The organism is Ideonella benzenivorans, assembly GCF_020387415.1.
Lineage (GTDB): Bacteria > Pseudomonadota > Gammaproteobacteria > Burkholderiales > Burkholderiaceae_C > Ideonella > Ideonella benzenivorans.
The window spans coordinates 358475-372974 of the sequence record NZ_JAGWCB010000020.1 but is presented as its reverse complement, the minus strand read 5'-3'; the positions used below and the strand labels follow the sequence as shown (position 1 = coordinate 372974).

The window sequence follows — 14500 nt, the reverse complement described above, 5'->3', positions numbered from 1 at the left end:
TCAGAAGAACTCGACGTCGCTGGCCTTGTCGTCGTCGATCAGCAGCCCCTGGCGCACCAGGGCCTCGGCACAGCGCACCTGGTTGCGCCCATGGTTCTTCGCAAAATAGACCGCCTTGTCGGCCCGCTCCACCGCGGCCACCGGCGTGTCGCCAGGCCGGACATCGGTGAAGCCGATGCTCAGCGTCAGATGCCGCACCTGGGGAAAGGCATGGCTGCTGACCCGCTGACGAAAGCGGTCGAACGCCAGCTGGGCCTCGTCCTCGGCGGCACAGCGCAGCAGGACCACGAACTCCTCACCGCCAAAGCGGTAGAGCTGGTCGTAATAGCGGAAACTGCTGCACATCAGCTGCGACACCATCAGCAGCACTTCATCGCCGATGATGTGGCCAAAGCCATCGTTGACCTGCTTGAAGTGGTCGATGTCCAGCACGGCCAGCCAGTAGCGCGCCACCGTGCTCTGGCGCCGCTCGGCCTGGCCTTCCGGCAGCAGTTCGAGCGCCGGCAGTGCGGCCACCTTGTAGAACGAATCGTCGAAGCTCTTGCGGTTGAGCAGACCGGTCAGCGTGTCGCGTTCGCTGTAGTCCAGCAGGCCCAGCTGGTTGCGCACCAGCGCCAGAATGGCCTGGACCCCGCGGATCTGGTTCGGCGTCAGCGCCCGGTCGCTGACCACCTCGACCACCCCGCCCTGCCGGCCCTGGCCCGGCAGCGGGAACAGGCTCAGCCGGTCGGCGGCATGCCAGGGCCGCATCTGGCCCAGCCGCAGGCAGTCCCGCCAGGCGGGCTGCTCGTCCAGCGTGGGCTGGTCCTGGCTGTCCGACCACAGGGAGGCCAGTGACGGCGTCGTCCCGGCCTCGCCCCGCTGGGCCCGGGTCAACCAGCGCTGCGCCCCATCGTCCCCCACCACGCGGTGCACGGCCACCCGGCGGGCATGGGTCAGATCGGCCACCGCGGCCACCAGGCCGGCGTCCAGCGCATCCCGATCACGCAGACCGGTCAGCGCAGCGAGTTGCTCGATCAAGGCAGGCATGGCGGAAACATCATGACACAGGGTGGTGCCGGGCCGATGGCCCCGCCTTCCCGCAGCGTCATTGTCCGGCCTCAGTGGGCAGCCGCCTCCTGTGTGTAGCCCCGGACCAGCGCCAGCAGCGCCTCTTCGTCATAGGGCTTGCCCAGGTAATGGTTCACCCCCAGGGAGCGGGCATGGTCTTGGTGCTTTTCTGCGATGCGCGAGGTGATCATGATGACGGGCAAATCGTTCAACCGCAGGTCACCACGCACATTGCGTACCAGGTCGAAGCCATCCATGCGCGGCATCTCGATGTCGCACAGCATCACGGCCGGTCGCTCCTCGGCCAGACGCTCCAGTGCATCCAGGCCGTCCTTGGCCAGCGCCACCCGGTAGCCTTCACGTTGCAGCAAGCGCTGCGTCACGCGCCGCACGGTCAGCGAGTCGTCGACCACCAGCACCAGCGGTGCCTTGGCCTCGGGCTCCGCCGCCGGCAGCGTCGGCGCCGCATCGACCGCCCCGGCCGGCACCACCGCCTGCAGGCGCGTCCGGACCTCCGCCCCATACACGGCCACCAGGGCCACCGGGTTGTAGATCAGCACCGTCTCGCCATTGGCCCGGACCGACATCCCGGTCAGGCCCGGCAGCCGGGACAGTTGCGGCCCCAGGTTCTTCACCACCACTTCCTGGTTGCCCAGGATCTGGCTGACGTGAACAGCCACCCGTTGCTCGGCACTGCGGACGATCACCACCGGGATGCTGCGCCCTTCCAGGGCGCCCCGCAGCGCCTCCTGCAGCAGGCTGCCCAACCAGAAGAAGGGCAGGTCCTCGTCCCCATGGCGCAACGTGCCGGTTGCATAGGCCTTTTGCACCTCCTCGACCGGCACGCGGCGCACGGTTTCAACCAGCGTCGACGGCACCGCCACCACCTGGGCACCGGCCTGCATCAACACCACCTGCGTCACCGCGGTGGTCAGCGGCAGAACCATGCGGAAGGCCGTACCCTGGCCGGAGGTGCTGGCGGTCTCGATGCGGCCGCCCATCGCGGTCACCTCGGTGCGCACCACATCCATGCCGACCCCGCGGCCGGCCAGTTCGGTCACCTCGGTCGCGGTGGTGAAACCGGGCGCGAAGATGAGCGAGGCCAATTCGGCCTCGGTGGGCCGGCTGTCCGGCGCCAGCAGGCCGGCGGCACTGGCCCGTTCGGCGATACGGGCCAGGTTCAGGCCAGCGCCATCGTCCCGCACATCCACCTCGACCTCGTTGCCGCTCTGGCGCACCAGCACGTCGATGCGACCCACGCCCGGTTTGCCCAGCGCTTCACGCAGGCTCGTCGGCTCAATGCCGTGCACCACCGCGTTGCGCAGCAAATGTTCCAGCGGGGGCGCCATGCGGTCCAGCACCGCGCGGTCGAGTTCGATGCCGCCCCCGGACAGGTTCAGCCGCACCTGCTTGCCGGTCTCCTTGGCGGACTGGCGCACCACACGGTAGAGCCGGTCGGACAGGGTGTCGAACTCCACCATGCGGGCCTGCAACAAATCGTCTTGCAGATCGCGCGCCAGCCGCTCCTGCATGGCCAACTGGTCTTCGGCATCCTGCAGCGTCTGCTGCAGGCTGCGCTGCACAGTGCCCACGTCGGCCACCGATTCGGCCATCATCCGGGTCAGCTCCTGCACCCGGGTGAAGCGGTCCATTTCCAGCGGGTCGAAGGACTGCTGGGCACTGCGGGCCGCCTCGATGCGGCTGGCCATCTGGGTCTCGGCCTGCAACTCCATGTCCCGCAGTTGGCGCCGCAGGCGTTCCAGGTTGTCGGTCAGCTCGCGCAGGCTGCCCTGCATCTGGTTGACGTCGGTCTCCATCCGGGCCCGGGCAATGCCGACTTCGCCGGCATGGCTCACCATGCGGTCCAACAGCGGCGCACGCACGCGCACGCTGCCCGCTGCCATCAGCTCCGCCCCCGTCTCGACCGGCGTCAGGCCCCCCCCCGGCAGAGCCTGGGTCTTGAAACGGGCCCAGTCCACGCGCACCGCCGGCTCGGCAGCAGCCTCCGGCGCCGCGCCGCCCGCCACCCTCTCGGCGGCGACCGGCACCGCCTCGGGTGCGGCCTCCACCAGCGCTTCGGCCAGGGAATCCACCATCGCCGGTTCGACCGCGGCCGGCATCACGGCCGACGCCGAGGGCACGGGCGCCAGGGCCTCGGCGTCACCACTGCGCAGGCGCTCAAACTCCTCGGCCAACTGGTCCACGCCCTGGTAGAGCTGGGCCAGCGTGGCCGGTTCGACCAGGCTTTGGGCGGTCTGCCGCTCGATGGCGGTCTCCAGGCGGTGGGCCATCTCGCCCAGGCGCATCGCGCCGGCCAGCCGGGCTCCGCCCTTGAAGGTGTGCAGGGCCCGCATCGCCGCCACGCCGGGGGCCACCTGATCGGGCAGGGACTCCCATTGCCGCAGCTGCGCGGTCAGTTCCGGCAGCAGCTCGGCCCCTTCTTCGACGAAGAAGCCGAACAGCTCCGGGTCGATCGCATCGGCCGCCTCGATCTGTTCACCCAGCAGCGTCACCGCACCCGCATGGGGCGATGGAACCGGCACCGGCTCGGCCAAGGGCGCGTCTTCCAGCGCCGAGAAACGCATCTCGCCCAGCGGATTGAGGGACGCGAACGAGGTCACCGGCCCGTCGGTCTCTTCGGGCATCCCCTCGACCTCGTCCGGCTCGGACACGTCCGCCAAGGGCGGCACCGGCTCGGCCAGGCGCTCCGCCAGTGCGGCTTCGTCGTGCTCGTGCGCGCTCAGCTGCGTCAGCAGTTCTGGCTGCATGGTCTTCAGGAAGCCGGCCGCGAACTGGTGCAGCAGCCGGCGGATTTCCTCGGCCACCGCCAGGTACAAGGCCGCCTCGGCTGCCTCGCCGCGGCCACGCGCCTGGGAACGCTCCAGCGCATGCTCCAGCCGCCGCGCCAGGGCCGACAGATCCTGGAAACCCACGGTGGCGGAGTTGCCCGCCAGCGAGTGCGCCAAGGCCACCGCCGTCTCGCCCACCGGGCGGTCCAGCTCATGCTGCCATTCGGACAGCTCGACCGACAGCCGGCGGGATTGTTCGTCGGCCTCGTTCAGGTAGATGTTGAACAGCGCGATCTGGATGCGCAGCGGACCGACCACCTTGTAGCGTTCGGCATCGTCCTCGGCCTCGGCGGAGAACGCAGGCGCCTCGGACGGCGCCAGGAGCTCGCCCGACGGGACACGCTCGTGCAGCGCCTCCGGCACCAGGGCCTGCAGATGGACCGGCTCGTCCTTGACCACGGGCGGCAGCGCGTCCCCCGGCGTCGACTCGGCGGCCGCCTCTTCCAGCTGCGTATCGGACCAGTCCGGTGCAGACGCATCCGGCAGGGGCAGCGGAGGCTCTGGTACCGCGACGGGCTCGGGCGCGGCGCCGATGGCCACCCGGTCCACCAACCCCTCGGGCACGTCAAGCAGGGCCGGCCGCCCCTCGGCCGGCACGGCGGTCTCCGGCTCGGAGGGGGCACCTTCGCTCAGGTCCAGATCCAGATTCAGGTCCAGCCCCGAAACCGCGCCCATCCCCAGATCCAGGTCCAAGTCCAGGGCCAGATCCACGCCGCCGTTGCTCAGGTCGGGCATCGCCTCCAAGCTGGTGGCGGGCCAGCCGGAGGTTTCCGCAGCGGTCTCGGGAGCCGAAGCCCCCTCCGTCGCGGCCAGCGGTTCGTCCAGCACCGGCAAGGGCAGCGTGGCCGCCGCCCAACCCACGGGTTCCTCCACCGGCGGCGTGGCGGCGGGTGTTCCCCCGGTCCGCAGGGCCTGGGCATCGGCGATCAGCGCCTCGCCACGCGGCGAGTCTTCCTGGTCGGCGGCCACACGGTCGACCCAGTCTGCCAGGTCATCCAGCGCCCGGCCGGTGAAGCCGCGCAGCGCGGCGTCCGCCTGCACCAGGGCCTCGGCCAGCCGCGTGTTGTAGAGCTGCTCACAGGCCCAGGCGGCTTCGCCAAAGGCGCGCAAGCCCACCATCCGCGAACTGCCTTTGAGGGTGTGGAAGGACCGACGCACGGTGGTCATCGCGTCCAGATCCTGCGGCGCTTCGGCCAACTGGGTGAGCGCCTCGCGGGCCTGGGCGATCACTTCGCGGGCTTCCTCGAGGAACACCTCCCGCATGTCGTCGTCATCGTCGCTGGCCACCGCGGGCGCCGGCACCGGCGCGGCCGCCGGTGGTGCGGCCAGGGTGGCCAGGGTCTGGGCCACGCCGGCCAGGGTGGCCTCGGCGGACTGGGCGTCCGGCGCCTGGGCCAGGGCCTCGCGCGCCTGGCTGACCGCCTGGGCGACGGCCGGTTGATCGGCCGCCACGGCCTGGTCGGCCAGGCCTTCCAGGTGACGGTTCAAGTCCTCGGCCGACACCGTCTCCTGCCCGGCGCTGCGCGCCAGCGACTGCACCCGGTCCAGCAGGGCCGGTTCGACCTCGGCCGAGGCCGGTGCTGCCTTGGCCCGGCCCATGCGCGCCGCAAAGCGCCCGGTCTCCGGGTCGTAGCGGAACAGCGACTTCGCCAGCTGGGGCTGCACCCCCATCATGTCGATCAGGAAGGACAGTGCCCCCAGATTGTCGGCCAGTTGCTCGGTCGCATGGGAGGCCTCGGCTTCCTGCGCCAGCACGGCGTGGACGTCATCGCGCATGCGCTGCGCGGCCTGCGCCGCCTGGTCCAGCCCCATCACCGAGAGCACGCCGCGCATGGCATTGAACTGGTTGGGCACCGGCGCCAGCACCTCGCGGTCCTCGGGGTGGCGGTTGAAGCGGTCCAGATGCTGCTCGATCTCGGCCAGGGTGGCCCGCAGTTCCTGCACCACGCTGCCCATGGATTGCCGGTCCGACACCTGCCGGTAGAGGGCTTCGACCCAGGGCTCCAGCGGCGGCGCCGGTTGGCCGGCCGAGACGGTTTCCAGCCGCCCGGCCACCTGCTGGATGCGGTCCTGCAGGTCGGGGTGTTCCGGGTCGGCCTCGTCCAGCGAGGCGTCCAGGCACAGCAGCGTGGTGGCCACTTCCATCGCCAGCTCGGGCGCCGGGCCGCGGCCCGAGGCCACGGCGGTGTCGGTCGCCGCTTGCAACGCCTGGGCCAGGCGTTCGCCCTCGCGGTAGATCTGGCGGATCGATTCCGCCACCTGCGCGGTCTGCTCGTGCAGGCTCGGCAGCGCGGCCAGTTCACCCGCCGCCACCGACGACCAAGTCTCTTTGAGCGCTGCGATGCGCCGCCGCGCCACCGGCACCAGCGCCGGGTCGTACCGACCCAACGGGCTCTCGTCGTAGCGCTCCTCCGCCAGGGCTGGCAGGGCCAAGCGCGTGGCCACTTCGGCCAGGCGCGGGGCCTTGGCCGGGTCACGTCCGGCCCGGGCACAGAAGAACATCAGGTCTTGCAGCAGGCGGTCCGGGCAATCCTGCACACCACGCTCCACGGCCCGCAACTGCACCAGCAGACGCGAGGCCAGGCGCTTCGCATACAGGTCGGGCACCAACAGCCCCACCGACTGGGCCTCGAAGAAGGCGGCCGCCAGCTGCCAGGCCTCGCCCAGCCGCCCCGCCGTCTGACCGGCCAGCTGCGCGAAGGCATCGCTCATCCGGCGGGCCGACGCCGCGTCCCCGCTGCGCAGGTACTTCAGCAGTCGGGCCTCGATGGCCTGACGCACCCGCGGGTCCGGCGTGGCGCCAGCGGTCGCCACGGTCGTGGTCAGCGTCGGTGTCTCGGTCCACAGATCGGCCGGGTGCACCCGGTCGGCCCCGGCCAGCTCGGCCACAACCCGGTATTGGGGAAACAGCCCCAGCGCCGAGGCGGAACGTCCCCCCAGCTGCCGGGCCAGGAAATCCAGCACCGCAAAGGAGGCCCGCTCGATCGCGTCCACGACCTCGGCACTGCAGACGAGCTCGTCCGCATCCAGGCGCTGCACCAGCTGCTCGCTGGCCCGCAACACGCGGGCGGCCGCGCCCTGGCCGATCAGCGCCAGCGCCCCCACCCCCTGATGGATCAGGTTACGGGCCTGCTGCAGGGCGGGATGGGGTTGGCCTCGGCCGGTGTCCGCGGGCTGCAGCTCCTGGTTGCGCAGCTGGCGACGCAGCGACTTGTGGGCGTTGTCCAGCGTGCGCCGCAGCTCGTCCTGCACCCAGGCCAGTGCGCTCAGGTCTCCCGGCAGTTCGTGATCGTGAGTTGAGTCCATGGTCGTGCCGGGTTCCTTTGCTCAGTCAGGCCACCGTGCTGCCGTCAGAACGTCAGGCAATCTTGAAACGGTCCACCGATTGACGGAGTTCATCGGCAGAACGCGAGAGGTCGTGAACCATCTGGGCGGTCGAGCGCGTGCCCTCGCCGGTCTGTTCCGTCACCGCGAAGATGTGCTGGATGTTGGCCGCCACCACGTTGGCGGATTCGGCCTCGCTGCGTGCTTCGTGGGAGATGCCATCGATCAGCTCGGACAGCTCGCGCGTCACCCGGTCGATGTCGGCCAGCGCGGCACCGGCCGCGTCGGACAGCTGCGCGTTCTGCACCACGCCCTGGGTGGACTGCTCCATGGCGGCCACCGCGTCCTGGGTGTCGGTCTGAATGGTCTTCACCAGCGCGGCAATCTGCCGCGTCGCATCGGCCGAGCGTTCGGCCAGCCGCTGCACTTCTTCGGCCACCACCGAGAAGCCCCGGCCCGCCTCACCGGCCGAGGCCGCCTGGATGGCGGCGTTCAGCGCCAGCACGTTGGTCTGCTCGGTAATGTCGGAAATCAGCTCGGTGATTTCGCCGATCTCCTGCGAGGATTCGCCCAGCCGCTTGATGCGCTTGGAGGTTTCCTGGATCTGCTCGCGCAGCGTGTTCATGCCGTCGATCGTGTCGGCCACCGCCTTGCGGCCGGAGGTCGCCGCTTCCAGCGACTGCCGGGCCACCGCGGCCGTCTGCTGCGCCTGGGCCGACACCTGGTTGATGCGGGACGCCATCTGCAGCACCGACTCGCCGGTTTCGCGGATCTCGCGCAGCTGTTCGGTGGAGGCCGCCAGCAGTTCGGTGGAAGTCTGCTCCACCTGCTGGGTGGTCTCCGTCACCCGGGCGGCCGTGCCCTGCACCTGGGCCACCAGGGAGCGCAGCTCTTCCACCGTGTAGTTCACCGAGTCGGCGATGGCGCCGGTGATGTCCTCGGTCACGGTCGCCTGCTGGGTCAGGTCGCCTTCAGCCACCGTCTGCAGCTCATTCATCAAGCGCAGAATGGCCGCCTGGTTCGCATCGTTGACGCGCTTGGCTTCGCGTTCCTGGTCCTCGGCGGCCAGCCGCTGCACTTCCGCCTGCTGGGCCCGCAGGGCCTGGTTGCGCACGAACAGGCGCAGCAATCCGGCACCGCCAGCCAGGATGGCCGCCCCCGACGCCAGCAGCACGATCAGGTAACCGGCACTCAAACCGCCCTGACCTTCCAGGCTGCGCTGCACCTGCTCCAGGCCCTTGCGCAGCGGTTCCGAGTCCGCCACGATTGCGCTCTGGGCCTCACGGGCGGCCACCAGGCCTTGCAGGTTGCCCAGAATGGCGGTGGCCTGCGCGCGCGTTTCCTCGTACTGCTTGATCAGCTGTTCCAGCCGTTCGCGTGTGGCGGCATCCTTGGTGCCGGGCAGACGCAGCTCCGCGTTGCCACGCAGCAGGCCATCGGCAATCTCGCGGAAGGAGTTCAGGTCCTTGCCCAGCAGGAACACCGCCTCGGGACTCACCCCCTCCAGCGTCAGGAATTCGTTGGCGCTCTTGCCGATGCGCTGGGTCAGCATCACCAGCTCGCCCACCGCGGAGATTTCCACTGGCGAGGCATTGCCCTGCAGCTTCAGCGAGGACACGGTCTCGGCCGTTTCCAGCAGGTCGGACGACTGCCGGTTGATCAGGCGCAGCGCCTGGCCCACCTGCGTCAGCACCGTTTGCTGCGCCAGCACGATGCCGGCGTTCTTCTCGGCCCGGTCCACCAGGGGCAGCAGCGGGGTCACGGCATCCTGGGCACTGCCCCCGACGGCCGACAGGTCATCCGCCCCCTTGGCCAGCCCGCGCAGGTTGTGCGCCAGCACCTGTCCGCTCTCGCGCACTTCCGGGAAGGCCGCCGGGCTGCCCACCAGGGCCTGCGACACCGACTTCGCCAGCCGCTGCGACTGCATCAGAGCCTGACCGGTCGCGGTCAGCTGGCTGGCCTGCCGGCTGGCAGAGCCCAGCGAGAGGGCCCCGGTGATCAGGAACACCGCCGCCCCCGCGCCGACCAGCGTCAGCAGCAGGCGCTGCTGCTCATAGACCGGACGGCGGCCGATCAAGGGCAGGCCGGTGCTCTCCTCACCGAAGGTCGAGACCTCCGGCGGCAGCTGGGACAGGCCGGCCTCTTCCGCGTCGGCCGCCGGTGCGGCGTCCTGGGCCTGCCCCAGGCGCTGATCGATCTGGTTGAGCAGCCGATCCACCTCGGGATCCCCGCCCTCCGGCGCAGCCACCGCGCCCTCCAGCGGCGCCTCGTCCTGCGACGCCGAACGGGCGGCAAACTTGTTCTTCAACTGATCGAGCAGGCTCATCTCATCCTCTCAGGGAATGCCTCGAATCACGGTGGATCGGCCACGTCAGGACGCGGCCACCTCCAGAAAGAGCGGATCCTGGACCAGGGCGGCCAGATCCAGTTCGTCCCAGACCCGGCCCTGGGCGTCGCGCCACTGGCGCACTGCGAAGGCCGGCCGCGGACCGTCATTGCCCGCCACGCGCTGCAGCTGCTCGGTGTCGCGCAGCCCCGCCAGGCGGTCGATCAGCAGCGCGCAGTTCACGCGCAAGGCCGGGTTGAACACCACCAACTGGCCGCTGCGCGCTGGCGCCCCGGGCTCCCGCAGGCCCAGGAACACCGCCAAGTCCATCACGGCATGCAACTGGCCCCGTACATTGGCCACCCCGGCCAGCCAGGGCGCGGCATGCGGAACCGGCGTCACCTCGCGCAACGACTGGATCTCGCCGGCCTGCCCCAGCGGCAGCAACAGGCCCGCCGAGGCGCATTCCACCGCCAGCCAGCCCGCCTCGCGCGGCCGTTCGCGGGCCGCCTGCAGGCGGCTGGCCAGGCGCACCTGGAGTTCGCGCAATGCTTCCTTGTTGGACATGGCCGCCGGCTCAGCCCAGAGCCTGGATCTTGGCCATCAGGTCGTCGGCGTCCACCGGCTTGACCACGTAGTCGCGCGCGCCCTGACGCAGCCCCCAGACCCGGTCGGTCTCCTGGCCCTTGCTGGTGCACATGATGACCGGCACATCGGCAAAGCGCGGATCGCGGGTGATGGTGCGGGTCAGCTGAAAGCCATTGGTCCCCGGCATCACCACGTCCATCAGGATCAGGTCGGGCTTGGCCTCGCTGAGGCGACGCATGGCCTCGTCACCGCTTTCGGCGGTGCGCACGCTGAAGCCCCGCTTGGTCAGCAGATCGGAGAGGAAGTACAACTCAGTCTTCGAGTCGTCGACGAGAAGGATGTTCTGGATGCTCATGAAGCTACCCTGCAAAACAGCACTGCACCGGGAAGGCCCCTGGCCGGATCACGTCCAGTGACCCCGCTCACCGCGGCACCGCGGCCAGCGCCCGGAAATGGGCCACGGCCTGCAGCAGCTGGTCTTTGGTGAAGGGCTTGGTGAGGTAGTCGTCCGACCCCACCATGCGGCCGCGCGCCTTGTCGAACACGCCGTCCTTGGAGGACAGCATGATGACCGGCACCTCGGCAAAACGGGGATTGCGTTTGATGATCGCGCAGGTCTGATAACCATCCAGACGCGGCATCAGGATGTCGCAAAAGATCAGATCGGGCTCGAAATCATTGACCTTGGCCAAGGCATCGAAACCATCCTCGGCCAGTATCACTTCGTAACCACCTTGGCGCAGAAAGATTTCGGCGCTGCGCCGAATGGTGTTGCTGTCGTCAATCACCAGCACCCGGGTGCTGGACGACGCTGCCTGCGTCAGACCTTCATCGGTCACTTCACGCCCCCCAACGAATGTCGCCCCGGTGGCCCCGGGGAAACTGCACCATGGCTGCCACGGCAGCCTGGCTCAGATCTGGACCATTTCGAAATCTTCCTTGCGGGCACCACATTCCGGACAGGTCCAGTTCATGGGAACATCTTCCCAATGGGTTCCGGGGGCAATGCCATGCTCGGGATCACCGGCCGCCTCGTCGTAAATCCATCCGCAGATGAGGCACATCCAGGTTCTGTTTTCGCTCACGGTATCCACGCCAGATCACTACAATCCGGCTGAGTATAGCGATGGCCCGAGACGAAACGGCAAGCATTTGTCGAGACTTGCGCTACATCGTTCAGATTCTTCCTCAGATCCCGAGCCGGTCGGCCCATCCCTCGTGAAGCCTGCCGCCCGGCCCCCGCCATGAAACCAGATTCCTCCCCCGAAGCACCCCCCGTCGACGAGGCCGGGCAGGACGCCGCGGCATCCCCTGCCTGCGTGATGAGCTTCAACGCCAGTGACCCAACCGGCGCCGGCGGTGTGGGTGGCGATGTGGCCACCATCGCTGCGATGGGTGCGCACGCGCTGCCGGTGGTCACCACGCTGCTGATGCGCGACACCGCCGAGGTGTTCGACCAGCACGAGATCGATGGCGATGCCGTCGTCGAGCAGGCCCGCAGCATCCTTGAGGACGTCACCGCCAGCGCCTTCAAGGTGGGCTTCCTTGGTTCGGCCGAGAACGTCAGCGCGGTGGCCGAGATCCTCTCGGACTACGCCGAACTGCCGCTGGTCTCCTACCTGCCCAACCTGTCCTGGCTGGACGAGGACGCGCTGCAGAGCTACCTGGACGCTTTCCGCGAACTGATCCTGCCCGCCACCGAGGTGCTGGTGGGCAGCCACAAGACCCTGACCGACTTCCTGCTGCCCGAGTGGGAATCGGAACGCCCGGCCTCACCGCGTGAGCTCGCCGTGGCCGCCGCCGAGCACGGCACCCGCTATGTGCTGGTGACCGGTGTGATGCTGCCGGCCAAGGCCGGCCAGTTCATCGACAACGTGCTGGCCTCGGCCCAGGGCGCGCTGACGGGCGAGAAGTTCGAGCTGTTCGATGTCAGCTTCGTCGGTGCGGGCGACACGCTGTCGGCTGCGCTGGCTGCCCTGCTGAGCGTGGGCGCCGAGATCCAGGCCGCCACCGGCGAGGCCCTGCAGTTCCTGGACCAGAGCCTGGACGCCGGCTTCCGGCCCGGCATGGGCCATGTGGTGCCGGACCGCTTCTTCTGGGCCCTGCCGCCCGAAGAGGAAGGTGCCGAGGCCCCGGCCGATGGCGAGGCCGCCGCGGCCAGCCCATCCGCCCCCAGCTTTCCCGATGAACCCCCTGCCGCGCCCGGAGGCCGCCGCCGTGTCCACTAATGCTCAACTGTTCGAACGGGCCCAGAAGTCCATCCCCGGGGGCGTGAACTCGCCCGTGCGCGCCTTCCGCGCCGTCGGCGGCACGCCCCGTTTCATCACCCGTGCCGAAGGCGCCTACATCTGGGACGCCGAAGGCCAGCGCTACATCGACTACATCGGCTCCTGGGGCCCGATGATCCTGGGCCACGGCCACCCCGCCGTGCTGGAGGCCGTGCTGGCCGCCGCCAAGGAAGGCTTCAGCTTCGGCGCCCCGACCGAGCGCGAGATCGAACTGGCCGAGGCCATCATCGCGCTGGTGCCCAGCATCGAGCAGGTGCGTCTGGTGAGCTCGGGCACCGAGGCCGGCATGAGCGCCATCCGCCTGGCGCGGGGCGCCACCGGTCGCAACAAGATCATCAAGTTCGAGGGCTGCTACCACGGCCATGCGGATGCGCTGCTGGTCAAGGCCGGCTCCGGCCTGGCCACCTTTGGTCACCCCACCAGCGCTGGCGTGCCGGCCGAGGTGGTGCAGCACACGCTGGTGCTGGAGTACAACAACCTCGAACAGATCGAAGAAGCCTTCAAGACCCAGGGCAACGACATCGCCTGCGTGATGATCGAGCCGATCGCCGGCAACATGAACTTCGTGCGCGCCAGCGTGCCCTTCGTGAAGCGCATCCGTGAGCTGTGCGACCAGTACGGCGCGCTGTTCATCTTCGACGAGGTGATGACCGGCTTCCGCGTGGCGCTGGGCTCGGCCCAGAGCCTGTTCGCCCAGGCCATCCCAGGCTTCACGCCCGACATCTCGGTGTTCGGCAAGGTGATCGGTGGCGGCATGCCACTGGCGGCCTTCGCCAGCAGCCGGCGCATCATGCAGAACCTGGCCCCGCTGGGGCCGGTCTACCAGGCCGGCACGCTCTCGGGCAATCCGGTGGCCACCGCCTGCGGCCTGGCCACGCTCAAGGAAATCGCCAAGCCCGGCTTCCACGACACCCTGCATGCCAAGACCCGCCGCCTGATGGACGGCCTGAAGGCGGCAGCGGCCGAGGCCGGCGTGCCTTTCAGCGCCGACAACCAGGGCGGCATGTTCGGCTTCTTCTTCGCGCCGGAACTGCCGCAAAACTACGGCCAGGTGATGGCCAGCGACCAAGCCCGCTTCAACCGCTTCTTCCACGGCATGCTCAACCGCGGCGTCTACCTGGCGCCGGCCCTGTACGAAGCCGGCTTCACCAGCGCCGCGCTGAGCGATGCCGATCTGGACGCCACGATCGCCGCTGCACGCGCGGCACTGGCCGAGGCATGAACGACATCCGACTCACCGAGTTCCGCGGCCAGCCGGCCGTCGCGCTGCGCGCGCCCGACGGCGCGCGGGCCACGGTGTTGCTGCATGGCGCGCATCTGGTGTCCTGGATCCCGGCCGGCGGCGAGGAGCAGCTCTACCTCTCCCCCACCGCCCGCTACGGCGTGGGCGCCTCGGTGCGGGGCGGCGTGCCGGTGATCTTCCCGCAGTTCAACGAACGCGGCCCGCTGCCGCGCCACGGCTTGGTGCGCACCCGCAGCTGGACGCCGGTGCAATCGGTGGTGCGGGGCGAACATGCGCTGGCCACGCTGCGTTTCACCGACGACATGGCCACCCGCGCCCACTGGCCGCATGGCTTCACGGCCGAGCTGACGGTGAGCGTGTCCGGCCGCGATCTGGACCTGGAACTCGCCATCACCAACACCGGCGACACCCCCTTCGACTTCAACACCGCGCTGCACACCTACCTGCGCTGCCAGAACGTCGAGAAGGCCCAGCTCGAAGGCCTGCAGGGTTGCCACTACGAAGACGCCCTGCTGGGCACCGAAGCCGACCAATGGGGGGATGTCACCGCGGTGATCGGCGCCATCGACCGTGTCTACCATCAGGTCCCGCGCCAGCTGATCCTGCGCGAACTGGGCCGCAGACTCCGGATCGGCCTGACCGATTTCGAGGACACCGTGGTCTGGAACCCCGGACCCGAGGGGGCCGCGGCCCTCAGCGACATGCCCGCCGACGACTGGCAGCACATGCTCTGCGTCGAGGCCGCCTGCGTGCGCGAGCCCATCACCCTCGTCCCTGGCGACGAGTGGGCCGGCCGACAGAGCTTCACCTGCTGAACCCGCGCTGGCGCCGC

The 14500-nt window shown here is 69.6% G+C and carries 10 protein-coding genes; 3 read left to right on the top strand and 7 right to left on the bottom strand.

Annotation, left to right across the window (positions count from 1 at the left end):
* From KGA65_RS20460 to KGA65_RS20430, 7 genes are all read right to left on the bottom strand, one after another.
* A complete protein-coding gene (locus tag KGA65_RS20460; RefSeq protein ID WP_225864968.1) occupies positions 1-1029 on the bottom strand; it encodes a GGDEF domain-containing protein in 1029 nt (342 codons plus the stop codon).
* A gap of 71 nt (positions 1030-1100) precedes the next feature.
* Positions 1101-7205 (bottom strand): Hpt domain-containing protein, encoded by a 6105-nt coding sequence (locus KGA65_RS20455; RefSeq protein WP_225864967.1) that lies wholly within the window; start codon positions 7203-7205, stop codon positions 1101-1103.
* Between the two features lie 52 nt (positions 7206-7257).
* Positions 7258-9549 carry a methyl-accepting chemotaxis protein gene (locus KGA65_RS20450; protein ID WP_225864966.1) on the bottom strand — a complete coding sequence of 764 codons (2292 nt, stop codon included), beginning with the start codon at positions 9547-9549 and terminating at the stop codon, positions 7258-7260.
* A gap of 45 nt (positions 9550-9594) precedes the next feature.
* Complete coding sequence (locus KGA65_RS20445; protein WP_225864965.1) at positions 9595-10116, bottom strand: chemotaxis protein CheW; 522 nt, start codon at positions 10114-10116, stop codon at positions 9595-9597.
* Positions 10117-10126: 10 nt separating this feature from the next.
* Positions 10127-10492, bottom strand: a complete 366-nt coding sequence (locus KGA65_RS20440; RefSeq protein ID WP_255650677.1) for a response regulator transcription factor — start codon at positions 10490-10492, stop codon at positions 10127-10129.
* Positions 10493-10559: 67 nt separating this feature from the next.
* A complete protein-coding gene (locus tag KGA65_RS20435) occupies positions 10560-10961 on the bottom strand; it encodes a response regulator (RefSeq protein ID WP_225865016.1) in 402 nt (133 codons plus the stop codon).
* An 87-nt stretch (positions 10962-11048) separates the two neighbouring features.
* The gene (locus KGA65_RS20430) at positions 11049-11201 is read right to left on the bottom strand and encodes a rubredoxin (protein WP_255650710.1); all 153 of its coding nucleotides are present in this window, start codon (positions 11199-11201) and stop codon (positions 11049-11051) included.
* 180 nt (positions 11202-11381) lie between these two features.
* On the opposite strand from KGA65_RS20430, the gene thiD reads away from it, so the two are divergent.
* The 3 genes from thiD to KGA65_RS20415 are packed head-to-tail and all read left to right on the top strand — an operon-like array spanning position 11382 to position 14483.
* Entirely contained in the window at positions 11382-12365 is a 984-nt protein-coding gene (gene thiD / locus KGA65_RS20425) for a bifunctional hydroxymethylpyrimidine kinase/phosphomethylpyrimidine kinase (RefSeq protein WP_225864964.1), read from the top strand.
* Positions 12322-13647, top strand: coding sequence for a glutamate-1-semialdehyde 2,1-aminomutase (gene hemL / locus KGA65_RS20420; RefSeq protein ID WP_225864963.1), 1326 nt, complete (start codon positions 12322-12324; stop codon positions 13645-13647). The genes thiD and hemL overlap by 44 nt, the downstream gene beginning before the upstream one ends.
* The gene (locus KGA65_RS20415; protein ID WP_225864962.1) at positions 13644-14483 is read left to right on the top strand and encodes a D-hexose-6-phosphate mutarotase; all 840 of its coding nucleotides are present in this window, start codon (positions 13644-13646) and stop codon (positions 14481-14483) included. The genes hemL and KGA65_RS20415 overlap by 4 nt, the downstream gene beginning before the upstream one ends.
* Positions 14484-14500: the final 17 nt, after the last annotated feature.